This is a genomic window from Flavobacterium pectinovorum (genome assembly GCF_900142715.1).
GTDB classification, from domain to species: domain Bacteria; phylum Bacteroidota; class Bacteroidia; order Flavobacteriales; family Flavobacteriaceae; genus Flavobacterium; species Flavobacterium pectinovorum.
On sequence record NZ_FRBX01000005.1, the window covers coordinates 196,439 to 222,820 of the forward strand.

At 33.0% G+C, this 26,382-nt stretch carries 26 protein-coding genes; 8 read left to right on the forward strand and 18 right to left on the reverse strand.

What is annotated here, in order from left to right; genetic code table 11:
• Positions 1-85: 85 nt before the first annotated feature.
• Both BUE22_RS17730 and BUE22_RS17735 read right to left on the reverse strand, forming a co-directional pair.
• A complete protein-coding gene (locus BUE22_RS17730; protein ID WP_042563850.1) occupies positions 86-721 on the reverse strand; it encodes a hypothetical protein in 636 nt (211 codons plus the stop codon).
• Between the two features lie 465 nt (positions 722-1,186).
• Positions 1,187-1,654 (reverse strand): hypothetical protein, encoded by a 468-nt coding sequence (locus BUE22_RS17735; RefSeq protein ID WP_073397112.1) that lies wholly within the window; start codon positions 1,652-1,654, stop codon positions 1,187-1,189.
• A 293-nt stretch (positions 1,655-1,947) separates the two neighbouring features.
• Between BUE22_RS17735 and BUE22_RS17740 the strand changes: the two genes are divergently transcribed.
• The gene (locus tag BUE22_RS17740; RefSeq protein ID WP_073397114.1) at positions 1,948-2,379 is read left to right on the forward strand and encodes a DoxX family protein; all 432 of its coding nucleotides are present in this window, start codon (positions 1,948-1,950) and stop codon (positions 2,377-2,379) included.
• Positions 2,380-2,514: 135 nt separating this feature from the next.
• Positions 2,515-3,123, forward strand: a complete 609-nt coding sequence (locus BUE22_RS17745; RefSeq protein WP_042563853.1) for a YkgJ family cysteine cluster protein — start codon at positions 2,515-2,517, stop codon at positions 3,121-3,123.
• A gap of 213 nt (positions 3,124-3,336) precedes the next feature.
• Here the strand turns inward: BUE22_RS17745 and BUE22_RS17750 are convergent, their stop codons facing one another.
• The 6 genes from BUE22_RS17750 to BUE22_RS17775 form a co-directional block, all read right to left on the reverse strand.
• Complete coding sequence (locus BUE22_RS17750; RefSeq protein WP_042563854.1) at positions 3,337-3,768, reverse strand: hypothetical protein; 432 nt, start codon at positions 3,766-3,768, stop codon at positions 3,337-3,339.
• Positions 3,765-4,538 carry a hypothetical protein gene (locus BUE22_RS17755; protein WP_042563855.1) on the reverse strand — a complete coding sequence of 258 codons (774 nt, stop codon included), beginning with the start codon at positions 4,536-4,538 and terminating at the stop codon, positions 3,765-3,767. The genes BUE22_RS17750 and BUE22_RS17755 overlap by 4 nt, the downstream gene beginning before the upstream one ends.
• 81 nt (positions 4,539-4,619) lie before the next feature.
• Positions 4,620-5,765 (reverse strand): hypothetical protein, encoded by a 1,146-nt coding sequence (locus BUE22_RS17760; protein ID WP_042563856.1) that lies wholly within the window; start codon positions 5,763-5,765, stop codon positions 4,620-4,622.
• On the reverse strand, positions 5,762-6,160 hold the full coding sequence (locus tag BUE22_RS17765; protein WP_042563857.1) for a hypothetical protein: 399 nt from the start codon (positions 6,158-6,160) through the stop codon (positions 5,762-5,764). The genes BUE22_RS17760 and BUE22_RS17765 overlap by 4 nt, the downstream gene beginning before the upstream one ends.
• A 188-nt stretch (positions 6,161-6,348) precedes the next feature.
• Positions 6,349-7,059, reverse strand: a complete 711-nt coding sequence (locus tag BUE22_RS17770; protein ID WP_073397116.1) for a LytR/AlgR family response regulator transcription factor — start codon at positions 7,057-7,059, stop codon at positions 6,349-6,351.
• Complete coding sequence (locus tag BUE22_RS17775; protein WP_073397118.1) at positions 7,029-8,030, reverse strand: sensor histidine kinase; 1,002 nt, start codon at positions 8,028-8,030, stop codon at positions 7,029-7,031. The genes BUE22_RS17770 and BUE22_RS17775 overlap by 31 nt, the downstream gene beginning before the upstream one ends.
• A 179-nt stretch (positions 8,031-8,209) precedes the next feature.
• Here BUE22_RS17775 and BUE22_RS17780 point away from each other — a divergent pair, with 179 nt between their 5' ends.
• From BUE22_RS17780 to BUE22_RS17800, 5 genes are all read left to right on the forward strand, one after another.
• Positions 8,210-9,190, forward strand: a complete 981-nt coding sequence (locus BUE22_RS17780) for a DUF6268 family outer membrane beta-barrel protein (protein WP_073397119.1) — start codon at positions 8,210-8,212, stop codon at positions 9,188-9,190.
• A gap of 39 nt (positions 9,191-9,229) precedes the next feature.
• Positions 9,230-9,442: a hypothetical protein gene (locus BUE22_RS17785; protein ID WP_042563861.1), complete on the forward strand. Its 213-nt coding sequence runs from the start codon at positions 9,230-9,232 to the stop codon at positions 9,440-9,442.
• 256 nt (positions 9,443-9,698) lie between these two features.
• Positions 9,699-11,231, forward strand: coding sequence for a SulP family inorganic anion transporter (locus BUE22_RS17790; RefSeq protein WP_073397120.1), 1,533 nt, complete (start codon positions 9,699-9,701; stop codon positions 11,229-11,231).
• A 233-nt stretch (positions 11,232-11,464) separates the two neighbouring features.
• Positions 11,465-12,373, forward strand: coding sequence for a helix-turn-helix domain-containing protein (locus BUE22_RS17795; RefSeq protein ID WP_073397121.1), 909 nt, complete (start codon positions 11,465-11,467; stop codon positions 12,371-12,373).
• An 89-nt stretch (positions 12,374-12,462) separates the two neighbouring features.
• On the forward strand, positions 12,463-13,302 hold the full coding sequence (locus tag BUE22_RS17800; protein WP_073397122.1) for an SDR family NAD(P)-dependent oxidoreductase: 840 nt from the start codon (positions 12,463-12,465) through the stop codon (positions 13,300-13,302).
• An 86-nt stretch (positions 13,303-13,388) separates the two neighbouring features.
• Here BUE22_RS17800 and BUE22_RS17805 read toward each other — a convergent pair whose 3' ends face one another.
• The 10 genes from BUE22_RS17805 to miaB all read right to left on the reverse strand — a co-directional run bounded on the left by BUE22_RS17805 (position 13,389) and on the right by miaB (position 23,326).
• Positions 13,389-14,591, reverse strand: coding sequence for an alkaline phosphatase family protein (locus tag BUE22_RS17805; protein WP_073397123.1), 1,203 nt, complete (start codon positions 14,589-14,591; stop codon positions 13,389-13,391).
• 252 nt (positions 14,592-14,843) lie between these two features.
• Positions 14,844-16,472, reverse strand: coding sequence for a chaperonin GroEL (groL, locus tag BUE22_RS17815; protein WP_073397125.1), 1,629 nt, complete (start codon positions 16,470-16,472; stop codon positions 14,844-14,846).
• Between the two features lie 43 nt (positions 16,473-16,515).
• Positions 16,516-16,872, reverse strand: a complete 357-nt coding sequence (locus tag BUE22_RS17820; protein WP_073397126.1) for a four helix bundle protein — start codon at positions 16,870-16,872, stop codon at positions 16,516-16,518.
• 83 nt (positions 16,873-16,955) lie between these two features.
• The gene (locus tag BUE22_RS17825; RefSeq protein ID WP_012023920.1) at positions 16,956-17,231 is read right to left on the reverse strand and encodes a co-chaperone GroES; all 276 of its coding nucleotides are present in this window, start codon (positions 17,229-17,231) and stop codon (positions 16,956-16,958) included.
• A gap of 140 nt (positions 17,232-17,371) precedes the next feature.
• Positions 17,372-17,713: a preprotein translocase subunit SecG gene (gene secG, locus BUE22_RS17830; RefSeq protein ID WP_042563867.1), complete on the reverse strand. Its 342-nt coding sequence runs from the start codon at positions 17,711-17,713 to the stop codon at positions 17,372-17,374.
• Between the two features lie 3 nt (positions 17,714-17,716).
• Complete coding sequence (locus BUE22_RS24090; RefSeq protein WP_449404150.1) at positions 17,717-18,802, reverse strand: tetratricopeptide repeat protein; 1,086 nt, start codon at positions 18,800-18,802, stop codon at positions 17,717-17,719.
• Between the two features lie 699 nt (positions 18,803-19,501).
• Entirely contained in the window at positions 19,502-20,005 is a 504-nt protein-coding gene (locus BUE22_RS17840; protein ID WP_042563869.1) for an LptE family protein, read from the reverse strand.
• A gap of 100 nt (positions 20,006-20,105) precedes the next feature.
• The gene (locus tag BUE22_RS17845; protein ID WP_073397354.1) at positions 20,106-21,362 is read right to left on the reverse strand and encodes a sigma-54 interaction domain-containing protein; all 1,257 of its coding nucleotides are present in this window, start codon (positions 21,360-21,362) and stop codon (positions 20,106-20,108) included.
• A 60-nt stretch (positions 21,363-21,422) separates the two neighbouring features.
• A complete protein-coding gene (locus BUE22_RS17850) occupies positions 21,423-21,794 on the reverse strand; it encodes a GxxExxY protein (protein ID WP_073397129.1) in 372 nt (123 codons plus the stop codon).
• A gap of 86 nt (positions 21,795-21,880) precedes the next feature.
• Entirely contained in the window at positions 21,881-23,326 is a 1,446-nt protein-coding gene (miaB, locus tag BUE22_RS17855) for a tRNA (N6-isopentenyl adenosine(37)-C2)-methylthiotransferase MiaB (protein ID WP_073397130.1), read from the reverse strand.
• Positions 23,327-23,863: 537 nt separating this feature from the next.
• Between miaB and topA the strand changes: the two genes are divergently transcribed.
• Positions 23,864-26,380 carry a type I DNA topoisomerase gene (gene topA, locus BUE22_RS17860; protein ID WP_073397131.1) on the forward strand — a complete coding sequence of 839 codons (2,517 nt, stop codon included), beginning with the start codon at positions 23,864-23,866 and terminating at the stop codon, positions 26,378-26,380.
• Positions 26,381-26,382: the final 2 nt, after the last annotated feature.

The window sequence follows — 26,382 nt, forward strand, 5'->3', positions numbered from 1 at the left end:
AGTTCCTAAGGTTCTGAGATTCTAAGATCCTAAGGTTTTTTCCCAGCTTGTTAAGTTGGAATTCGGAATTTTAAAAACTTGGAATTTAAGATTTAATTATCCTAAAACGTCCCGGATATTTAAGCCACAGGCTTTTTTTGTTGCCATAATAATCCATAAAATCTTCGCAAACAAATACAGCGTGTGCTGTAGACCAGGCCACAACTCCACAAAATTCACTTCCTGATTGGCGTTTTAATTTTTGAATTTGTTTGCCTTTTTCAAAGCCCAGGTATTTATAAATAGTAGGCGTATAGACTTCACCATCTTCCAGATCTTCCAAAGCTTTTTCAAAAGTTTCCTTCTTATCTGTAATTTGTCTGTATTTTGCCATTACTGCATAAGTTAGAATGGCGTATTCTGTGATTTTCTCGCTCTCTGGGTTATCTTTGATATAGACAAAATCTGCAGAAAATTTGGCTTTATCCAGTTCTTCTTTTTTTAAATTAAAAGAAGCATTATTTTTTAATGTTATTTTATATACACCATCGCTTACTGTGTCAGTTACAAAAAGGTTGTCCAGTCCATAAACATTCAAAGAAGCTTTAATAAAAGCAATTGATGAGCAGTTTGTTCGTTCTCCTTGTTTAAAGCTTTCAAATATTTGATCCGAGCTTAATTGTGCATAAGAATTGGAACAAATAAACATGAAAAATAAAAATGTCGAAGTAATAAATTTCATTGTCTTAAATTTTATAATTGTTTCCGTATTTTAATATGATGTAGTTTTGCAAATCTATAAAAATCAACCAATAATTGACGTCTTTATCTTTTACTTTTTTACATTTTATAAAGGATTTTTCGAAGTTAACCTTTTGAATGATTAATGAACATTCTTTTGAGCATGATATTTTGAGGAATTTGTTTAAAAGTAGTAAGGAAATGTAAAATTATCTATTTGGCTGATTAACAAAATATTGAAAACTAAAAATGGGATTTCCAATCTTTATTAAAGATTTGAAATCCCATTTTATAGCTCCAAAAAAAATAATACTATTTATAGTTTCCCTTTTGAGAAATTATAATTTAATGACAAAAATTATTCAATGGCAATTTTACCACTAAAAATAGTTTTGTCACCGCGTATTTATACCTGTTTTTGTGTTTTCGAAGATAAAACCTCAGGTTATTGATAAAGAAATAGTAACTAATTTGGTTCAGAGTTCTTTAAGTGGATTATTTTGCGAATGTATTGCAGTAAATTTTCTTTTTCTACCGAAAAGACAGCATTTTCATCTTCGGTACTTAGATACAAATCGGCAATACTTTCGGCATCCATATTTTTGAGTAGATATTGATGTTCAATATATTGTATGAGATTGTCTATAAAAAGCTCTTGCAGTTTTCCTTTTTCTATAGTCTCGGGATCCCCATTTTTTATTTTTTCTATTTCAGATTCAGGTAAATCGATCGTGAGATAAGTGGTATCTACGGCTACTTTTGAGAGTAATTCTTCGGTAACTTTTCCAGATGCATCGCAATAGGCACAGGGACCGGGAGCCCATTTTAATTGTTTATTTAAGCGTCGTATATCTTCCGGACCAACGAATCCTTTTCCCAGACATCTTGGGCATTCTAAATCTGAATTTTTAAACAGGAAATTAAAAAAGGTCATTATTCTAAAATTTGGGGGGTTAGAGTTTAATAGCAGTGCGAAGATAATTATTTATGTAAGAAATTTATTTTAATGTTAATTGTTTTTTTGAACAGAAGGGTTCGTAGGGCACTTTTGTGGTTAAAAAAGAAGCAAAAGAAACAAGGTTTTAAAAAAGTAAAGAAATTCATATTATGGTGATTACGTAAGGATTTTACGAAAAACATGGAAAATTTTTGATGATTATTACGGTAAATTTGAGTAACATTTATTTGTTAATAAAATGTTTCAATTAAATTTAAATCAAAGCTGAAATGAAAAATATACAAACTACCAAAATCCAAAATTTTTTTAGAATATTCTTGGGAATCTTCATGATAACGGCCGCTATTGGTCACTTTACTTTTCAACGAACCGATTTTCAGGCACAGGTCCCAAATTGGGTTCGGATAGATAAAGATCTGGTTGTAATACTTTCCGGAATTGTAGAATTGGCAATCGGTTTGGCTATTATTTTCCTAACCCGCTATAAAATACAAATAGGAATTGGGCTTGCCATATTTTACGTGCTGGTTTTTCCGGGGAATATTGCACAATACTTAAACGGAACAGACGCTTTGGGCATGAACACAGATCAAGCCCGTTTGATTCGATTGTTTTTTCAGCCTATTCTGATTTTGTGGGCTTTGTGGTCTACTGGTGCGATTGATTATTTGAAAATTCTAAGGGACAAAGGTTCTAAGTAGCTAATATTTTTTTAAGGTTTAGTGGCAAAAGTTTGGAATTTGGAATTTTTTAATTTAGATTTTATTTTTTATAATCACAATAAAAATACTAATCTGGCATGAGCCATTTCTATTAGCCTACCTTACCAAAAAAAGATGGCAATAGAGGAGAAGGTTAAGCAGGTTGAAGCATTATTTGATCGTCTTGAAATTGAAATAACCGCTTTTAAATCAGAGACTCATTTGTATTGCAACGCAGGTTGCGGCAAATGTTGTTCTACTCCTAATATATACGCATCGCCTTTAGAATTTTTACCTTGGGCATTTCATTTATTTTTGAATGGAAAAGCCGAAGAAACATTGGTTGAATTAAAAAACAATGAGGTAAAAAATTGTCATTTATACCGTTCGATTTTCATATTAGAATATCAAAAAGGAAGTTGCAGCAATTATCGTTATCGCGGTTTGGTCTGTCGTCTTTTTGGTTATGCGGCAAATACCGATAAATTCGGAAAATTGCGAATGGCTACTTGTAAAATAATAAAAGAACAACAAACTGAAAATTTCACAAAAGCAGAAGAACTTATAAATAAGAAAATATACGTTCCTATTTTCTCTGATTATTACATGCGACTGGCACAAATTGACCTTAGAATGGGAGTTATTTTAATCCCTATAAATGAAGCCTTAAAAATGGCGATTGAAGAAGTGTTGTCGTATTATGCTTATCGACCTTTTCCAGATGGATTGGGGAATATTGCTTAGAAGTTAAATTTAGATAATAGTTTTTAAAATGACATGTCTGTTTTGTTGTAGACATATTTTTTCGATCAATATATTAGGGAAAGCTGCAATTTTTTAAGTTGCAGCTTTTTAACTTTATGCTTTATTGTTGTGAGCGCGGATTGCAAATCTGTGATATCGGGTTTTAATTGTGTTGGTTGAGGTTTTTTAAATTAGTTAATTTTTTTAATATGTTTAAGAAGTTTTGCTTCTATTCTGATAAAAGAAATATCCGAGAACTCCTGTGAGAATTGGTAATAGAAAATTAAGAATTAATCCACTGCTGTCTAATTTATCTATATATTTCTGTTTCGTTAAATGCTCTGTTCTCGGAACCACCACTAACACTACAGTTATAAAAATTAAATATAATACAGAAGTTCCTAAGGCTAAATAATAATATATTTTGCTTGCTAGTTCTTCTTTGAATATTTCTCTACTGAAAAATGTACTGGCAATAATTAAAGAAAATATTGAAACTAAATATTTAGCAAACCATGTCATAACTTCATTGTCAACTGGAATAAGGATTCCAAATAAAAGATGATAACCGATAAAGATTACCAAAAGCATTGTCCATATGAACCAGATTGTGATTAATTGTTTTTGTGCTGAAAAGAATGTCATTGTAATGTAGGTTTAAAAAAATTATCAATTTGTTTGTCAAAATTGTAAGTTGGATCTATCAATAATTCGACTTCACCCATTGTGCCTACTTTTTTTGTTTCGAATAGTTTTATAACAATTGAATATTCGTCATTAAATATTTTAGAACTATTTAATAAGTTTTTTATTCCGACTATTGTGTTCCAATTAGAATCTAATGCATCATTTTCATACACAGTTTTAAATTCCTCTTCATCAAAATCGAGAGGCGTGTGACCAAGTACCTTTGTAGTTACCAAAATCAAATGGAATCTTGCATATCCTTTTTCTACGCAGAAAGGATTAAACATATTACAACGATTGTTTAGGGTACAGTTTTGCTTATTAATAAGTGTTCCATCTTCGTGAATACATTCTTTTGTGGTAATTATTGCGTAACTATTTTCATTTATAGAAAAATATTTATAGTTGCCATCTGAGATGTGTAATCCAACTTCTAAAATATTTGTTATTTTAGTGTTGCATTCTTTTAAAGTAGACCCTGTTTTAAAATATTTGTTAAGTTTTATAGATTTTGTAGGTTTTAGTTTTTGAAAATATATTGCATACTCAGGTATAGCTGAACCTTCCCTTCCGTCGGCACAACCATTTGGATCAAAGTCATTAGGACAGACATCGTCCTTATCTGCAATTCCATCCCCGTCACTATCTGCCATTCCTTTTTTTATTCCTAATGATGAACAAGAAGCTATTGAAAGAATTATAAAAAAACTTAATATTATTTTTTTCATAATAATTATTTTAAATTTATTGTCATTAAATTATAAAACCTATTTGAAAATCCAGAAAGATTTCTTCAGATTTTAAGATAACTATTTAGGTTCTTTTGCAGTTGCTTTTTCGGTACCTGTAGAAAGCCCCCAATTAATTCCAAGCATTGAAATAAGATTATTATTTGAACCGAAGTTTTTACCGAATGCACCTGTCAATAATAAATTATCTGATATTTTGTATTTTAACAAACCATTAGATCTGAAAGTATTAGAATTACTACTATCTCTATATATATATTCATATGCTAAAGAAATTTTTTTAAATTCAAATTCTGCCTTTCCTCCAAAATCGTAAAAATTTTGTTTTTGATATTCTCCATTACTAATTGAAGTCCCATCTGACAAATATCTTCCTATAGCATATAAATTGAAGTAATTCTTTCCATTAGCATTTTTATCAATGTGCCATGAATAATTTAATGTAAGCCATGCACCAAATCTTCCAAAATGGCCATTAGAAAATTTATTGTCAAGATAAAATTTATTGTAACCAATTGCTCCATCAATTGCAAATACTGATTTACGAGCTAAAATATCTTTTAATTTTTCTTCGCTATTTTCTTTCTCTCTATCTTGCGCATAAAATTCTTTTACTTTTAGATGATAGAGAGTAGGATTAGTGGCTGCAAGACTAATATCAACAAAATTATTTAATCGATCATCTCTTTCTCGAATGGATTTTATAAGATCTGAATTTGCTTTTATTATGTCCTTTATATCTTGTTTGCTTCGAATCGATATTAAATTAAAACGTAACCCAATAGATAAATTATTTATAGTTTTTTGTGTTAAAGTATCATTAGTAGTAATAAACGCAAAAGAGATAGATGCTCGTTCTATATTTCCAAAAACACGTTGTTTTTTGTTTTCTACATTGTAGCCTGCATATTTTAAAGACGTCATGTTAGGATGTTTAAAAAACCAGAACGGAGTAAAATCTACGGCATAATTTTTTGGAATACCATTACTGTCTTGAAAAGAATTGAGTATACTCAAAGCAAAAGCTTTGCTTGAACTTGGCCTTTCAATGGTTGAAGGTGTTTGGTCAAGCAATATGAAAGCAGGAGAATTTGGGATTTCTAATTCTTTTAGCGTTATTGTGTCAGCTTTAATTTCTTTAGATTGACTCCATGCGTTCTTTCCCGCCAAAATAAAAAATACAATTATTAAGTATATCTTTTTCATGTTAATTCAATTGGTTTTGTAATTACAACGACTTTTCCATTTAATACAATGTCTACATCATCGGTATCATAATTATATACTTGATTTCCAGAAAAACCTCCATCAAGGTAGTATTTGACTATTATTTTTTCAGCCTCACTTTGCCATTTTTCCTTATCAATATTTGAAAAGTCAACAGTTGTTCTAATTATTAGGTAACCTGCTCTTACTTGTTTCGCTTCTCCTATAATGGTATTTTTTATGCTTCCGCTGTCTTCATTTGATTCATCGATTTTAGAATTTTGTCCACCGCTTCGAGAAAGATATACAGATGTATAAGCTGTACCTACAGTTCCAACATTAACAGCTAATTCGATTTTGTTGGTGTCAATTCCTGTGTCATAAGTTCTTTTCATTTTGTTTTGGTTTAGTTATTTAGATACTGTTTTTTTTGATAAAATTTCTTTAACATATCTACAACAATATTAACAATTGTTCAACAATAACCACCAAGTATTTATACGGTATTTTATTACAAATAGCAAAATAAAAAAGCCCAACCATCTAAAGTTGAGCTTTTTGTAAATTTATAGTTAACGAATCTTTATCTAAAGAAACTATCTAATAAAATCTGATATTTTCTGCCTACAGGAATGATCTCATTATTAGACATTGTTAAAGATTTGAAAGTGACAGAAGTAATTTTGGCAACATTTACAATAAACGAACGATGCACCTGCACAAAGTTATTGCTGTCAATTTCTGAGGCAATGCTTGAAAGCGAACCGTAAACGATTAAGGGTAAATTGAGTTTGGCGCTGTAAAGTTTCATATAATTGCCAAGACTTTCGATGTAAATAATATCCGCTAAAGGTATGTTCATCATTTGTCCGCTTACACGAATAGAAAGTACTTTCTCGCAGGAGCTGTCTTCTTTTTTTATGCTGTTTCCAGAGGAATAAATTTTGGCTTTTTCGATTGCTTTAGAGAATTTGTCGAACGAAATAGGTTTTAGTAAATAATCTATAGCATCGTTTTGGTAAGCCGACAGCGCAAAATCAGAATAAGCAGTTGTTACAATCGTTAAAGGTCTTTTTGGCTGTAATTCCATCAATTCAACCCCCGAAATTACGGGCATATTAATATCCAGAAAAATAATATCGTAAGTGTTTTCGTTGAGTAATTTTATGGCTTCCATTCCATTAAAAGCGCTTCCGGAATGTTCCAGATCGTCAAATTTTGAGATATGAGATGCAAGTGCCTTGTGTGCCGGCGATTCATCATCTATGATAAGACAGCGGTAGGTAAGTGCCATATGTTTAATTTTACGATAAAGGTATTCTTTTCTTTTTTACAGTTCAATTCATGTTTTAAACCATAAACTTCAAGGCGTCTTTTCAGGTTTTCGATTCCAATTCCGGTGCCAGAAATTCGTGATCCGGATTCCAGATAACTGTTTTTTATAATAAATGATAAACTGTTGCATTTTACCCTTAAATCAATATTAATAAAAGGTTCAGCAGTTTCTGCCGAAAACTTAACGGCATTTTCTACCAAAGGCAAAAAGAATAAGGGCGGAATATCAATACTGTCAAAATTGCCTTCAAATTTTTGTGTTATCGCCAGTCTTTCATTTCTAAACGTATAATATTCCATATACTTTTTAATAAAAGCAATTTCTTCATCCAACAAAACATAATCTTTTTTGGTAGCTTCAATCTGATAACGAAGCATGTCTGAGAGATTCAAAATTCTGTCCGGAACTTTATCAGGTTCTGCCAGCGATTCTCCATATAGATTATTCATCGCATTGAGTAAAAAATGCGGATTAAGCTGTTGTTTTAAAAACAAAAGTTCAGATTTAAAATTCATGATGTCTTTATCCGTGTCCATGATTTTTTTAGTGATCGCAACATGAATAAAATAAAAAAACATTCCGTTGAAAATAAGCGATAATATTTGAAGTGTTTTGAAATTTCCTAAACCCATAAGAGGGAAAAACCAATTCATAAAAAAGTAAAAACAGGTCCAGTAAATGGCGAAAAGCGTAAAGAATGTTTTAACCTTTTTTTTGAATAAGAAAGGTTTGATGATAAAAAGATTGAAAATGGTAATCCATACAATACAAGGAAAATAACCAACAGTTATTTTACTGATCATATACGACCAGCTGTGGCCGTCAAGTCGTATTTCGTCATACACACACGCCAAAATCACCAAAAATATGAAAGTGTGTACGATGAGGTTTCGGAGAAAGAAGTTCTGGTAAATTTTAAGCATTGTCATAACGGCAAAATTAGAGTAATATTATAGTTTATACCTACTTACGATAAAAAAATTATACAAACGCCATTGGTATAAATGTTACGCCGTTTGTATAAATATGCTATTATTAAAGAGGCTTGTCATTTACATTTGCTCAGGATTTCGATCTTCAAAAACAATCTTAATTAATACCACTTTATATGAAAAAAAGAATCATCTCTGTTCTATTCGTATGTACGTCATTGCACACTATGGCTCAGGAAAAAAATCAGCCCATGCAAACGGTGGTAAAAGTGATTACAGATAAATTTCCGACAACGAGAATTTTAGATGTACAATACGAACAGTTGGGACCAACAAATTATGATTCGGAATTGTTTGGAAATCGTTTTGAAAGAGGCAGAATCGAAAATCATAACCGATTAAAAGTAGCTTTCAATATGCCATTTTATGTATCAGAATCTAAAAGGCTTATTTTAACCGGATCGCTGCGTTACAAATATGAAACATACGGTTTTGGAGATATTTACAACTATACTTCAAACACAAACTATACAAGAGAAAAAGAGGATTTTCATTTTATGGCGGCGGCAATGAGTGCGACTTATATGTCGACACTTTTTAAAAAACCGATTATTTATAATGCAACCGCCACAGTTGATGGAAGTGAAGATGGTGTACAACGTGTAAAAGGATTTGTAACCGCAAGCCTGGTTTTGAAACGAACCGCAAACACCACAATTACGGCAGGTGTTTTAGCAATGATAGATCCTTCGGCAATTATTCCGATAACGCCGTTACTTACTTATAATCATAAGTTTACGGATTCAAAATGGGATATTGATTTTATTTTGCCGCAAAGATTACTGTTTAGAAGAGAATTGCTTGAAAACGGAAGAATTTCCTTAGGTACTGAATTAAACTCTGAAAGTTTTTACTTAAATTTGAATACCTCAAATTTGAAGGGGATTTATGAGTTGAATCAGTTGGAGTTAAAATCCGGTATTACATACGAATATTGTATTACACCAAAGGTAATCACTTTCGTAAAAGCCGGAGTTAATAACGTATTAAGTACGCGAATTACCGAAAAGGGTGAGCGCACAAACAAATACGTTTATGACCACAGCGAAGACACGCAGGGATATTTTAGATTCGGAATATCATACAATCCTTTTTAATCGAAATTCATGATTTATTATAATTTAAAATAAATAATTATGACAGTTGAGGTTTTTAAAACAAATGTTCAGAAAGAGGCAGATAAAAATTATGTTATTGCCGTGATCCAAAGTCAGTTTCCAAATTATAAAATCAATTTTGATTTAGAAGACTGCGATAAGATATTAAGGGTTGAAGGCGTTGAACTTGAACCTAAAAACATTATAGACTACGTAAATTGTCTTGGATATGTTTGTGTAGCTTTAGAATAAAAAAAATAGATTTGACTAGAAAAAGGGTAAAAACACCCGTTTTTTTCTATTAGATTATCAATAATTTTGGCGAAATAATTTCTTCATAAAAACTTTATATTTATCCATCATGATAAGTTTCATTCTTTCGCTTTTGGTTTTTTTATTGGATCAGCTTTACTAAAAAGCCTGATTATTTAATGGATTATTTTCCGGATCTTTTTCATTAGAAAGCTTTCTTAACATTGTGCGCATTATTTTTTTAAATTTGCGATCTATGAAAAAAGCCTTCTCTCTCTTCGACTTTTCGCAAAAAGTCAATTACAAAAACGAAATTTTAGCTGGTTTAACTGTCGCAATGACTATGATTCCCGAATCATTATCGTTTGCAATTTTGGCCGGATTTCCTCCTTTGGTTGGTTTGTACGCTGCTTTTATTGCAGGTTTGGTCACAGCAATTTTTGGTGGAAGACCCGGAATGATTTCTGGTGGAGCGGGAGCAACCGTGATTGTTTTGATTGCTTTGATGAAATCACACGGCATAGAATATGTTTTTGCAGCTGTAGCACTTGGAGGTGTCGTGCAAATTTGCATCGGACTTTTTAAACTCGGAAAATTTATCAGATTGGTCCCGCAGCCAGTAATGTTTGGTTTCGTAAACGGTCTCGCAGTTGTCATTTTCATGTCGCAATTAGAACAGTTTAAAACCATTGTAAACGGACAAGTTTCGTGGTTGCAGGGAACTCCGCTTTATATTATGCTCGGTTTGGTTGCCTTGACAATTGGTATTGTGCTGCTTTTTCCTAAAATCACAAAAGCAGTTCCGGCTTCTTTAGTTGCTATTATGGTGGTTTTTGCCATTGTATTGATTTTTAATATCGAAACCAAAACGGTAGAGGATATTGCTTCTGTTCAGGGCGGTTTTCCTCCATTTCATATTCCGAATATTCCAATTTCTTTTGATACTTTAAAAGTGATATTTCCGTATTCAATAATTGTTGCTGCTGTTGGTTTAACCGAAGGCTTGCTTACGCTGAATCTAGTTGATGAAATTACCGGAACGCGCGGAAACAGTAACAGAGAATGTATCGCTCAGGGCGGATCAAATATTTTGAACGGTTTCTTTTTCGGAATGGGTGGATGCCCTATGATTGCACAAACTTTAGTGAATCTCGGCGCTGGTTCAAGAGCCCGACTTTCGGGAATAATTGCGGCTTTGACTATTTTAATTATCATACTTTTTGGCGCGCCCGTAATTGGAAAATTGCCAATGGCAGCTTTGGTTGGCGTAATGATGATGGTGGCGATTACAACCTTTGAATGGGCAAGTTTCAAGGTGATTAATAAAATGCCTAAACACGATATTTTTGTTGGAATTCTGGTTGCTGTAATTACTATTTTATTGCACAATCTGGCTTTGGCAGTTTTAATTGGAGTTATTATTTCGGCTTTGGTCTTTGCTTGGGAAAGTGCCAAAAGAATTCGTGCGAGACATTATATTGATGAAGAAGGAGTGAAACATTATGAAATTTACGGACCATTATTTTTTGGATCGATAACTGCTTTTATGGAAAAGTTTGATATACAAAATGATCCTTCACACGTTATTATAGATTTTAAAGAAAGCCGAATCGCTGATATGTCGGCAATTGAAGCAGTAAATAATCTGACCAAAAAATACAGCCAGTTAAACAAAGTAATCGAACTGAAACATTTAAGCGAAGATTGTAGAATACTACTTAAAAACGCCGACGCCGTAATTAATGTAAATGTTATTGAAGATCCTAAATATAAAGTGGTTTCGAGATAATGCGGCAATGTGCCAATTTGATAATTAGATAATTCTTAGATTGTGTATGATTTATTATCTAATTTTTGAATTCACTATTGGTAACGAACAAACCCGACAGGTTTTTAAAAACCTGTCGGGTTTGTTCGTTATAAGCATTAGATAATTAATTTAAACATCTGCAGAAAAATTATCTAATTATCAAATTGGCACATTTTCTAATTTAAATAATTTGATTTTCGTAACTTTGTAAAATGAAGCTAACAGAAACCTTAGAAGATTTTTACACCATCAAAGTAAATGGAATGCCCGAAAATCTTAGAAAAGAGATCGGACATTTTAATGTTTTTAAATTAGATGACTTTGTTGGTAATACTTGTAAACCATTTCCTTACACCCGAAAAGACTTTTATAAAATAAGCTTGATCATTGGAAAAAACAAAATACATTATGCTGATAAGATTTCTGTAATAGAAGATCAGGCCTTGTTTTTTGCAAACCCACAAATTCCGTATAATTGGGAACAGGTTGACGAAAATCAAACTGGTTTTTTCTGCATTTTTACAGAAGCTTTTTTCAATCAGTTTGGGAATTTAAAAGAATATCCTTTATTCCAACCCGGCGGAAATCCAATTGTTCCTATTTCAATGGAATTGGCGGAATCTTTGAAAACGGTTTATTTAAAAATGTTTGACGAAATCAATTCTGATTATACTTTTAAATATGATGTTCTTCGAAATCTGGTTTTTGAAATTATTCATCTGGCTTTAAAAACACAAACTGTAACTACTTCATTATACAGTAAATCGAATGCAACGATTCGGGTTTCTTCTTTATTTTTAGAATTATTAGAAAGACAGTTTCCTATTGAATCCATATCCCAGCAAATTAATTTCCGTTCACCTTCAGAATTTGCCAGCCAGTTAAATGTGCATGTGAATCATTTGAATAAAGCGTTGAAAGAAACGACTGGAAAAACGACTTCTCAAATCATTTCTGAAAGAATTGTTCAGGAAGCAATGATTTTATTGAAACAAACTAATTGGAATATTAATGAAATTGCCTGGTGTTTAGGCTTCGAAGAATTGTCTCATTTTATCAATTTCTTTAAGAAAAATGTTCAGCTTTCACCAAAAACATATCGCGTAACCGAAATTGTTTGATTTTCGTAACTTATCGTTTGATTGCTTTAAGTTTTTAAAAGCACTTCGCTGATATCTTTGTGTCATAATTAAATGTAAAAATTGAAATCATGGAAAATAACAAAGTTTGGTTTATCACAGGTGCCTCAAAAGGACTTGGATTAGAATTAGCAAAAAAATTATTGGCTGAAGGAAAAAAAGTAGCCGCAACATCAAGAAGTGAACAAGCCCTAATTAAAGAATTAGGAGACCCGTCTGCCAATTTTCTGCCTTTAGAAATGGATTTGACAAATGAGCAAAGCGTTAAAAATGCGATTGAAGTAACCGTAAGTCATTTTAAAACAATTGATGTTTTGGTTAACAATGCAGGTTATGGTTTATTAGGATCATTAGAGGAACTAACCGATGCAGAATCGAGAAAAAACTACGAAGTAAATGTTTTCGGCTTATTGAATGTCATTAGAAATACAATGCCGTATATGCGCGCCAATAAATCGGGTCATATTTTTAATATCGCTTCGATTGGAGGTTACAACGGAGGTTTTCCGGGTTGGGGAATTTACTGTTCTACAAAATTTGCAGTTGCGGGTTTAACAGAATCTTTAGCGGCAGAAGTAAAAGAATTTGGAGTAAATGTAACATTGGTTTATCCGGGTTATTTTAGAACCGATTTCTTAAAAGATAGTTCTTTATTATTGCCTCAGAGTCCAATTTCGGACTATAAAGCGGTGAGGGAATCTGAAAATGCACATAAAGGAAGCATCAATGAAAATCAACCGGGAGATCCTGAAAAATTTGCAAATGCCTTAATTAAAATGAGCGAGGAAAAAAATCCCGCATTGCATTTATTTGTGGGGCAAGATGCCTACGATATGGCAAATGTAAAAATTGCCGAAGTTCAAAAAGAATTGGAGAAATGGAAAGCCGTTTCTGTTTCGACAGGTTTTTAATTAGCTAATTAGAAAATGTGTCAATTAGAAAATTTTATAGATTACGCTAATCATTATCTAATTTTCTAATTGACACATTAACTAATTTAATCAACAAGCATATTTTTTACTTCACTGAATTTTCCATCAACTTTATCAATTTGCAAACCTAAAATGTGAGCAATTAAAGGATAAACAGAAACATTTTGAAAGGTTTTGACTTCTTTATTTACTTTAAAAGCCGGACCTTTTGCATAAAAAATAGCGTGCATATCTTTTTCGTTATTGTCGTAACCGTGCGTTCCGCCTTTTATATGCGTACTTTCTTTACTGACTAAGCTATATCCTTTTTTAGCTTCGATAACAAAGTCATGCACACGCGGATTGGTTCCATAATGCAATCGTTTTGGAACTTCGCTTGATTTCCAGAATTTAATATAGGGTACTTTTTTTAAAGCTTTGGCAATAGAATCCTGAAATCCGGGTTTTGATTCCAAACTCATAATAGGATTAATTACATCTTTATAACCCAGCCATTCTGGTTTTAAATAATCTAAAATAGCTACTTTTTTATCATTGCTGATGTCCGTCATTCCGTGATCTGAAACGATGATTAAATTGATTTGTTTTCCGATGGATAATTGATCAAGTCTTGAAGATAATTGCCCCATAACCGAATCCATTTTGTGAACCATTTTTTCATTCTCCGAAGAAAGCGGGCCAAAATTATGTCCCGTATGATCGGGTTCGTCAAAGTATAAAGTTACAAGATGAGGTCGTTGTTTTTCAGGAAGTTCTAACCATTTTATAACGGTGTCGATTCTGGTTTCATACGGAATTTTGCTGTCGTAATTTTTATAATAACTTGGTCTTCGTTTATCCAAATCAGAACCCGGCCAGAAAAAAGAAGCCGTTTTTACACCTTGTTGTTCAGCGACATTCCAAATAGGATTTCCTCCATAAAATCTCGAATCATTTTTTGCATTTGATGATAATGAAAACGATTGGTTTAGAGTAGCATCATAAAAGACATTGTTAATAATTCCGTGATGATCCGGATAAAGTCCAGTCACGATCGAATAATGATTTGGAAAAGTTTTGCTTGGATAAGAAGGTTTCATAGATTTTGCATGAACGCCTTCTTTTGCGATTTTATTCATGTTTTGAAGATGAAAATGTTTAGCATAATCCCAGCGAAATCCATCCATAGAAACTAAAACAACATAAGTTTCTTTGTTGATTTGTGAATGTAAAAGCGTTGTAAAAAGTAAGAGTGTAAAAGATAATAGGTGAGTAGTGAATTTTCTCATTTTGCAATTTTAATAGACTGTAAAGATACTGATAACCGATTTTTAAAAGAAAAAGAGAATGTTAAACTAAGTGAAAGTTTGCCACGAATTACAGGAATTTCCGCTAAATTTTTATGCGGAATTATAAGAAAATTAATTCGTGAAAATTCGTGTAATTTGTGGCGAAAAAAAATCTTTTTAATCGTGCAATCTGTGGCAAAAAAAACGCCAGACATAAATCTGGCGTTTTAAATTTTAAGAAGTTAAGAACGATTACATCATTCCTGGCATACCGCCACCCATTGGCATTCCGCCTCCGTTTTCTTCTTTAATATCAATTAATGCGCATTCTGTAGTAAGGATCATTCCGGCAACAGAAGCAGCATTTTCTAATGCAACACGAGTTACTTTTTTAGGATCGATAATTCCAGCTTTAAGCATATCTACGTATTCATCAGTTTTGGCATTGTATCCAAAATCACCAGAACCTTCAGCAACTTTTGCTACAACTACAGAACCTTCAAGACCTGCATTTTCAACAATAGTTCTTAATGGAGATTCTACAGCGCGAGATACAATCTGAATTCCTGTAGCTTCGTCAGCGTTGTCAGCTTTAAGGTCAGCTAAAGCAGCTTTAGCTCTTAATAAAGCAACACCACCACCAGCAACAATTCCTTCTTCTACAGCAGCACGAGTTGCATGTAATGCATCGTCAACTCTGTCTTTTTTCTCTTTCATTTCAACTTCAGAAGCTGCACCAACGTAAAGAACAGCAACACCACCAGCTAATTTAGCTAAACGTTCCTGTAATTTTTCTTTATCATAATCAGATGTTGTAGTTTCCATCTGACCTTTAATTTGGTTTACTCTGTTTTTGATGATATCAGCTTCACCAGCACCACTTACAATAGTAGTATTGTCTTTATCGATAGAAACTCTTTTTGCAGTTCCTAACATTTCGATAGTTGTATTTTCAAGTGTATATCCTCTTTCTTCAGAAATTACAGTTCCACCTGTTAAGATTGCGATATCTTCTAACATTGCTTTTCTTCTGTCTCCAAAACCTGGAGCTTTTACAGCAGCAATTTTAAGAGCACCTCTTAATTTGTTTACTACTAATGTAGAAAGAGCTTCTCCGTCAACATCTTCAGCAATAATTAATAATGGTTTCCCTGATTGAGCAACTGGCTCTAAAACAGGTAGTAATTCTTTTAAAGAAGAAACTTTTTTGTCGTATAATAAGATGTATGGAGAGTCTAATTCAACTTCCATTTTCTCTGGGTTTGTTACGAAGTAAGGAGAAAGATATCCTCTGTCAAATTGCATACCTTCAACAACATCAACGAAAGTGTCTGTTCCTTTAGCTTCTTCAACAGTAATAACTCCTTCTTTTCCAACTTTTGCGAAAGCAGTAGCGATTAATTCACCAATAACCTCGTCGTTATTTGCAGAGATAGAAGCAATTTGTTTGATTTTATCAGAATCACTTCCAACAACTTTAGCTTGTTTTGCAAGGTCAGCAACGATAGCTTCAACAGCTTTATCGATACCGCGTTTCAAATCCATTGGATTTGCACCTGCAGCAACGTTTTTCAAACCTTCTTTTACGATAGCCTGAGCCAAAACTGTAGCAGTTGTAGTTCCGTCACCTGCTAAATCATTAGTTTTAGAAGCTACTTCTTTAACCATTTGGGCGCCCATGTTTTCTAATGGGTCTTTTAATTCGATTTCTTTTGCAACCGAAACACCATCTTTAGTAACTGTTGGTCCACCAAATGATTTTCCAATGATTACGTTACGACCTTTTGGTCCAAGTGTTACTTTTACAGCATTTGCTAATGCATCAACACCACGTTTTAATCCGTCACGTGCTTCAATATCAAATTTTATATCTTTTGCCATTTTTTAATTTGCTTTAGGCAGTAGGCTTTAGGCTTTAAGCCTTCTACTGCTGAATTAATATTTGTTTTAATTTGTAAATTTTGCTTTTTATACTGTTGATTTTTTCTATGTGATTCTGTGCAATTTCATTATTAAGATATTGCAAATCTTTAGCTAAAATCAAAAGATATTCTGTTTCATTGGCAGAACCTAAGGCTATGTTGAGAAATTGATTAAATTCTTTGTCGCTATTTCTTCCACATCCTTCACTAATATTGGTTGGAATTGATGAAGAAGCTCTTCTAATCTGACTTGTCAAACCATATAATTCTTCTTTAGGAAAAGTAGAAGTCATTTTATAGATTTCTAATGTAAAAGAATGACTTAACTGCCAAATATCATATTTTTTAAAATCCCTCATTTTTTGTTAGCTTTAAGCTTTAGCCAATATGCTTTAAGCTTTTCAAGAAAGCCTATAGCTTACAGCTTATAGCATAAAGCGATTTAGATTATTGCTAAGATATCATCCTCACGCATAATCAAATAATCAGTTCCTTCAAGTTTTAATTCTGTTCCTGCATATTTACCATAAAGAACAGTATCGCCAACTTTTACGGTCATAGTGTGATCTTTAGAACCATTTCCTACAGCAACTACAGTTCCCTTTTGTGGTTTTTCTTTGGCAGTGTCCGGAATAAAAATCCCTGAGGCAGTTTTGGTTTCAGCTGCAACAGGCTCAATAAGTACGCGATCTGAAAGCGGTTTAATGTTTAAGGCCATGATTTTATATTATTATAAGTTATACGTTTTTTAATGTTCAATAAACTTTCAGAAATTATGCCATGCTCTAAAAACTGACATTATTTCCTAAAAAAAATGCCAGCTTTGACAGGCTGGCATTTAATATTATTTCAAAATGATTATTTTGCTGCAGGTGCTGCCGGAGCAGGTGTTTGCTGTACCGGAGCTGCTGGTGTATTTGTTGCAGGAGCTTCTGTTTTTTCAATAAGTTTAGAATCAGTATCGCTTAATGATCCTGTAAAGCTTAAACTTGAAAGCAAGATTAGAGCAATCAAAATTGTAGCTAATGTCCAAGTACTTTTATCTAAAAAGTCAGTTGTTTTTTGTACTCCACCTAACATTTGAGTTCCACTAATTGTAGACGACAATCCGCCTCCTTTAGGGTTTTGAACCATAATTACTACGATCAATAGAAAACAAACTATTGTGATTAAAACTAAAAAAATTGAAAATGTGCTCATTGCTTACTTATTATTGTTATTTTGTTGTAAAATCTTTATATCCGAAATACGGTCTGCAAAGAAACTAATTTTTTCTGGATATTTCAAAATTAATATTTCATATGCTTGTATTGCCTTTGTATATTTTTTTTGTTCCAAATAAACACGGGCTAAAGTTTCGGTCATCAAATACGAATTGTCCTCTTGATTAATGTTAAATTGAATTGGAGGCAGCGTTATTGGATCTGATTTGATTGGCGAAATTTTAGGATTTGTTTCAATAAATTTATCAATCAGTTCTGCCTTTTTCTTTTTTTCGTCTTCAACTATTTCTGTTTCCGGAACTGTTTGTTTAATTGGTTCAGGAGTTCTCTCTACTTTTTGTGTATTTTCTTCAACTGTTTTTATATCTTCCTGAACAATTTCATTTGTTCTGTCAATAGGTTCCGGTCTTGCTAATTGCAGCCATTCCTGAAAAGAATGTTTCTCTTTTACCGAAAAATCTAAAGGCTTTCCTATTTCGAGATTTTCCTCGGCAATTTTTACAGTTTCTTCAAATTGTGTCTTTAGGATATTTTTTTCAATTATCGATTCTTCGATGCTATCTGTTATAATTTCCTTAGACTCTTCTATAAATATAGGTTCCTCAAGAATAAAATTAATCACTTCTTTAGGACTTTCTTCAACAGTCGTTGGTTGATCCGGAATAGTAGGAATAACTTCGTTTGGTTTTTCTTCTGTAATTTTTACCTCTTCAAAAATAACACTGGCAATTTCTTTATGCTGTTCTGTAATTTTTGGTGTATCGACAATAATAGCTGCAGCTTCTTTTTCTGCAGGTTTTGACTCTTCAAATACAACTGTTGTGGCTTCTTTGATTGAGTTATAGATTGATTCTTCTATAGGATCAATTCGTATTTCAGTGTGTTTTTTCGATTCTTCAAAAACAACTGGTGCGATTTCTTCAATAGTAGAAACTGGTTTCTCAATAACAGGATCAAAGTTTTCTTTAATATCTTCTATTTCTTCATCATCTACTACTTCTTCAAAAAAAGTGTGTTTGGTTTCTTTAACTGGAATCACGATAGTTTCTTCCTTAGTACTATCAATTGATTCGTCATGAGTTTTTACTTCTTCAAAAACAGCAGGTTCTGTTTCTTCAACCGCAATTAAGACATCTTCTTTAATGATAATATCTTCTGTTTTTACGATTTCTTCATTAACAACCGATTTCTTCTCTTCAATCGTTATTGCATTAGCATCTTCAATACTATCTTCAGGTTTCTCTTCTGTCTTTATTGAATCTTCAAAAACATTCGAAGTAGCTTGTTTTATAGATGTTAATATAGACTGCTCAATAGGATCAATTCTAACTTCGATACTTTTTTTGATTTCATCAGGCGAAACTACTTCGCTATCAAGAACATTAATATTTAAAAGATCACGAAGTTTTTTATCATAAAAATCATTTTGAATAGAAGTAAAAGTTTCCGAAGTAATGAAATCAAATAAAATAGAGCGATCTGCAGTATGTGCCGCAGTAACTTTTAATGCATAATTATACTTAAAACTATTTTGGTTAAAAAGCCCTTTTAATCGTAGCGCTCTCGCACTTTGAAAATACGGAAATTCAATCAAAACATTGCCTAATGCCTCCGTTTGCTTTTCTGTAATGGCATCGGGTTTGTTTATTAGGTATGTATAATCAGTTACATTCATTGTTTATTTGTTTAATCGTTTATTTTGTTTAACTGTTTAATCGTTTGTAAAACCGATTCAACGATTAACCGATTTAACAAATCAACTTTTTTACCATTTTGCTAATGACTCATTGAAAATATCCTGAGTAATCCTGTCGTAAATTTCTTTAATGGCAGCATTTAAAGAAGACCCAACAAGTTGTGTTGTTCCCGGATAATCTTTGTAGAACTCAAATGTTTTTTCAAAATCATCTGTTTCTTTCTTTTTGTTTGTAAATCGAACATTTATACGAATTGTCAAACGGTTTTGTGCCGCTTGCTGGTCTGCTGTTGCAGTCATTGGTGTTGTTCTGTAATCTACAATCTCTCCTTCATAAGTTAAATCACCACCGCTGCTAACAAGGTTTAAGTTAGTTTGATTCTGAATTAAGTCTTGTAATGCCAATGTAAAATCTCTGTCGATTCCAGGTTCTATCAAATCAGCATTATTCTGAAAGAAATTTACCTGAAAAGTTTCAGCATCAATTTTTCCTGTTCCGGTAAAATTATAAACTCCACAGCCGCTAAAAGTCGTAGCAACTAAAAGAATTAAAAGATATTTTAAGTTTTTCATTTTTTATTTTAAGAATTCATTTGCGAGTTCGCTCACGCTTCGGGTCAAAGATATAATTTTCGTTTAAAACATTTTGCGTCTTAGCGTCTTTGTGGCAAAACTATAAATCAAATTGTTTAATTTTTCTATATAAAGTTCTTTCAGAAATACCTAATTCATCTGCAGCAGCTTTACGTTTTCCTTTGTTTTTTTCTAATGATTTTTTGATCATTTCGATTTCCTTTTGCTCTAAACGTAAAATTTCTTCTTCCTCAATAGTCTCGGCAAACAAATAATTGTCGTCCTGAATCTGATAATTGTCTTCACGCGTTGCGGGCGTCATAACTGCAGTTCTTGGTTCTTCTTCAAAATCTATTTCACTGTCATTTTCCTGCGAACCGTATATTTTCTGAATCAAATTCGGATTAATATCCTGCACTTTCGATGATCCATTTTTCATCAATTCTAAAGTGAGTTTTTTCAAATCGTTCAAATCACTTTTCATGTCAAAAAGCACTTTGTACAAAATATCTCTTTCGGTACTAAAATCGCTTTCTTTCTTTTTATCATTAATTACCGATGGTAAATTGCTTCCTTCAGTTGGCAAATACGATTGTAAAGTGGCTAGTGTAATATCGCGATTGGTTTCTAAAACAGAGATTTGCTCGGCAACATTTCGCAATTGACGAATGTTTCCGTTCCATCTGAATTTTTGCAAAAGCTGAACGGCATCGTCGTCTAATTTTAACGGCGGCATTTTATATTTATGCGCAAAATCAGCCACAAATTTTCTGAATAACAAGTGAATGTCTTCGTTTCTTTCGCGTAAAGGCGGTAAAGTGATTTCTACAGTAGTTAAACGATAGTATAAATCCTCACGAAATTTTCCTTTTTCAATTGCATTAAATAAATTCACATTCGTTGCTGCAACAATTCTCACATTGGTTTTTTGAACCTGAGAAGACCCTACTTTTATAAATTCACCGTTTTCAAGTACACGAAGTAAACGAACCTGAGTTGTTAGAGGTAATTCACCAACTTCATCAAGGAAGATAGTTCCGCCATCTGCAACTTCAAAATAACCTTCACGTGTGCTTGTGGCACCGGTAAAAGCGCCTTTTTCGTGTCCAAAAAGTTCACTGTCAATTGTTCCCTCTGGAATAGCTCCACAGTTTACAGCAATATATTTACCATGCTTTCTGTGTGAAAGCGAATGAATTATTCTCGGGATATTCTCTTTACCAACACCACTTTCCCCGGTTACCATTACCGAAATATCAGTAGGAGCAACCTGAATGGCTTTTTCAATGGCGCGATTTAATTTCGGGTCATTCCCAATAATCTCAAATCGTTGTTTTATTGCTTGAACTGTTTCCATGTAAAATTTTGTTTCTTTTGCCACGAATTTCACGAATTTTCACAAATTTTAAAATCGGGGTCAATGAATAACTCTTTTATGCTCTAATGACTTTTTATTAAAGTTAACAATAATTCCTAAATCACTATCTGCAAGTTTTAAATAATTTATTGTTTGTGCAATATGTTCATCAATTATATCTTTTGATGCTTTTATTTCTAAAATGATTTCGTCATAAACTATAAAATCAGCATAGAATTTATGTGCTAAAACAATGTCTTTATATTTGATATTATATTCTTTTTCACGCTGAAAAGGAATATTATGTTTTCTAAATTCATATTCTAAAGCATCCTTGTAAACAATTTCAAGAAGTCCTCCGCCAAGTATTCGGTGAACTTCCATACAAATCCCAACTATTTTATAATATTCCTCTTTTCTATATAATTCCATAATGTGTTTTTGCGCAAACTTATAGAATTAAAAAAAATAAAGTAAGAAAATTAGTGTAAATTAGTGAAATTCGTGGCGAACTTTTTTTAATTCATTTCAGAATATCCCACAGCTTCACCTTTTAAGGTTCCTGAAGTACAACTTGTGATTTTTACGTTTACGAAATCTCCAATTTTGTAATTCTCTTTCGGGAAAACAACTGTAATGCTTTGTGAGTTTCTTCCTGAAAATTCTTCTTTTGATTTTTTAGAAACTTTTTCTACAAGAACTTCAACAGTTTGTCCAACGAATTCTTCACTTCTAAACCAGGCGTGTTTTTGCTGAAGATCTACAATTTCCTGTAATCTTCTGGCTTTTGTTTCTTCTGGAACATCATCTTCCATTTTTCTTCCGGCCAAAGTTCCAGGTCGCTCAGAATATGAATACATATAACCAAAATTATATTTTACATATTCCATTAAACTCATCGTGTCCTGATGATCTTGTTCCGTTTCTGTTGGAAAACCGGCAATCATATCTTGTGAAATCGAAGCATTTGGAATAATTGCTCTGATTTTATCAATCAAAATCATGTATTCTTCACGAGTGTGCAAACGATTCATTTCTTTTAGAATTCTGTTGCTTCCAGACTGAACAGGCAAGTGTATGTGTTTGCAAATATTTGGATATTTGGCAATAACATGCAAAATACTTTCATGCATATCCTGCGGATTAGAAGTCGAAAATCTGATTCTCATTTTTGGGAAACCTACTGCAACCATTTCAAGCAATTGATCGAAATCTACGGCCGTTGCTTTTTGCATTTCAGAGGCGTTTACAAAATCTTTTTTCAAACCGCCGCCGTACCAAAGATAACTGTCAACGTTTTGACCTAAAAGTGTAATCTCCTTAAAGCCTTTATCCCATAAATCCTGAATTTCTTTCATGATACTTTGTGGCTCACGGCTACGCTCACGTCCGCGTGTAAAAGGTACAACGCAAAACGTACACATATTGTCGCAACCACGGGTAATCGAAACCAAAGCTGTAATTCCGTTGCTCATCAAACGAACCGGTGAAATATCTCCGTATGTTTCCTCTTTCGATAAAATGACATTGATAGCGTCACGGCCTTCTTCAACTTCTGCCAATAAATTGGGTAGATCTTTGTAAGCATCAGGACCAACAACAAGGTCGACTATTTTTTCTTCCTCTAGAAACTGACTTTTCAAACGTTCGGCCATACAGCCTAGAACGCCTACTTTCATTTTCGGGTTAATACGTTTTACTGCATTATATTTTTCCAGACGTTTACGAATAGTCTGTTCTGCCTTATCTCGAATCGAGCAGGTATTTACCAGAACCAAGTCTGCTTCTTCAAGAGTTTGAGTAGTATTATATCCGTTAATCGATAAAATGGAAGCTACGACCTCACTGTCCGAAAAATTCATCGCACAACCGTAACTTTCTATAAAAAGTTTTTTTGTATTCTCAGGCTTATTCTCCAAAACAAGACTTTCACCCTGTTTGCTTTCTTCAATAATCTTTTCCATTGTATAATTTCAAAGTGCAAAGATAACGCAAAAGGTATAATTGTGACAAGATGGCAGGAAAAAGATTTTAGAATTCTGTCCCGAAGCCTCGGGATAGATTTTAGATAGGTTTATAGCGCCTATAGAAGCCTTTTCTTTAATAAACTTAGTTTCAGATTAAAGGATTAAAAAAGATTCTCAAAGCTTAGCGAACTTTCTCTGAAAATTTTCAGCTCAAATTAAACTTAGCAAACTTTGTGTAAAACCTTTGCGGCCTCTGCGGTAAAATTTTAGTGTTTCCAAAAGCATGTAGTATATAAATAATCTAAAAGCTAAAGTCTGAAGCTACAATTTAAAATTCCTTCTAAGAAGTTTACTGTTAAAAAAAGAGCATATCTGAATCGTACTTTCTTTAAAAGTTATACCTATATATATAATGCATTACTTTACAGATAAATCTGCAATTTTTGGAAACATAATATCAAAATACCTCAAAAATGCATTATCGGGGTTGATATTTAAAAAAAACTTCTACTTTTGTTGCAGAAAAATAGATCAATGGCAAAGAATTTAGTAATAGTGGAATCACCTGCAAAGGCGAAAACGATAGAGAAATTTCTAGGAAGTGATTTTCAGGTCGAGTCTAGTTATGGACACATAGCCGACTTACCATCAAAGGAAATAGGGGTAGATGTTGAAAATGGATTTAAACCTAAATACGAAGTTTCTCCTGATAAAAAAGCCTTAGTAAGTAAATTAAAGACACTATCTAAAAATGCCGAAATGGTTTGGCTAGCAAGCGATGAGGACCGCGAAGGAGAAGCTATTTCATGGCACTTGGCGGAAGAATTAAAACTAGATGTAAAAAAAACCAAACGAATTGTTTTTCACGAGATTACCAAATCTGCGATTCTTAAAGCAATCGAGAATCCACGAGAAATTGATTATAATTTAGTAAATGCACAACAGGCACGTCGTGTTTTGGATCGTTTAGTAGGTTATGAATTATCTCCGGTTTTATGGAGAAAAATTAAAGGAGGACTTTCTGCCGGACGTGTACAGTCAGTTTCTGTTCGTTTGATTGTAGAAAGAGAACGCGAAATCCAGAATTTCAACGCAGTTGCCAGTTATTCTGTTGTTGCAGAATTCGTAAATGAGGCAGGGAAAGCTTTTAAAGCTAAATTGCCAAAAAATTTCAATACTAAAAAAGAAGCCGAAGATTTCTTAAAACAAAACATCGGATCACAATATAAGGTAGCAGATTTAGAAACTAAACCTACCAAAAAATCTCCAACAGCACCATTTACAACTTCTACATTGCAACAAGAAGCTGCAAGAAAATTGTATTTGCCGGTAGGAATCACCATGCAGCTTGCACAGCGTTTGTACGAAGCCGGACTTATTACTTATATGAGAACGGATAGTGTGAACCTTTCTAAAGATGCAATGGATGCTGCCGAAGCTGAAATTATAAAATCATACGGAAAAGAGTTTTCAAAACCTCGAACTTTTGCCAATAAAAGCAAAGGAGCACAAGAAGCGCACGAAGCAATTCGTCCGACGGATATGTCGCGTCATACCGTAAATATTGATCGTGATCAGGCTCGTTTGTATGATTTGATCTGGAAAAGAACGTTAGCGTCTCAAATGAGTGATGCACAATTAGAAAGAACAAATGTAAAAATTGAAGCTAATAATCACGATGAGCTTTTTACAGCTTCAGGAGAAGTTTTACTTTTTGAGGGTTTCCTTAAAGTATATCTTGAAGGGCACGATGATGATGAGGAAGAACAAGAAGGAATGCTGCCTGCATTAAAAGTAAACGAAAAGTTAGTAAACAATTATATTACGGCTACAGAAAGATATTCAAGGCCACCGGCTCGTTATACAGAAGCATCTTTGGTGAAAAAATTAGAAGAATTAGGAATTGGACGTCCGTCTACGTACGCACCAACTATTTCGACTATCATCAACAGAAATTATGTTGAAAAAGGAACTCTTGAAGGTCAGGAACGTAATTATACGCAACTTACTTTGCAAACTGGTAAAGTTGGAGAGAAGTTGCTGAAAGAAAATACAGGTTCTGATAAAGGAAAATTAGTTCCAACAGATATCGGAACAATTGTTACTGATTTCTTGGTTAAAAATTTCGGAAATATTCTTGATTATAATTTTACAGCAAAAGTAGAACAGGATTTTGACGAAATTGCCGAAGGAAATATTGACTGGGCAACCATGATGCAGGAATTCTACAATAAATTCCACCCAAATGTAAAAGAAGTTGAAGCTAACGCAGAACGTGAAAGTGGAGAAAGAATTTTGGGTAAAGATGCTGACGGAAGACAAGTATCTGTACGTTTAGGAAAATTTGGACCAATGGCTCAAATTGGAGAAGCTGACGATGAAGATAAAAAGTTTGCAAGCTTAATGTCTGATCAGAATATTGGAAACATTACACTTGAAGAAGCTTTAAATTTATTCTTGCTTCCTAAAAGTTTAGGAGAATATAAAGGAGAAGAAGTAGAAGTAAGTAATGGTCGTTATGGACCTTACGTACGTCACGGAAGTGTTTTTATTTCATTGCCAAGAGGAGAAGATCCGCTTGGAGTTGCTAAAGAAAGAGCACAGGAATTAATTGACGAAAAAGCACTTGCTGATGCGCCAATTGCAATATATAAAGGAGAAGCAGTTCAAAAAGGTGTGGGGCGTTTTGGTCCTTTCATTAAATGGAACGGTCTTTTTGTAAACGTAAGCAAAAAATACAATTTTGATAATTTATCGCAACAAGATGTTGAAGAATTAATTGAAGATAAATTACAGAAAAATATAGATAAAGTTCTTCACAATTGGGAAGACGAAGGAATTTTGGTTGAAAAAGCGCGTTGGGGTCGTTCGGTGATTACAAAAGGTAAGATCAAAATTGAATTAAGCAAAGATGTTGATGCTACACAATTGACATTGGCTCAGGTTCAGGAAATGATTGCAGCTAAAACTCCGGCAAAGAAAACACCAGCAAAAAAAGCAACAACCGCAAAAAAAGCACCGGCTAAAAAAGCAGCTGCAAAAAAGAAATAAAA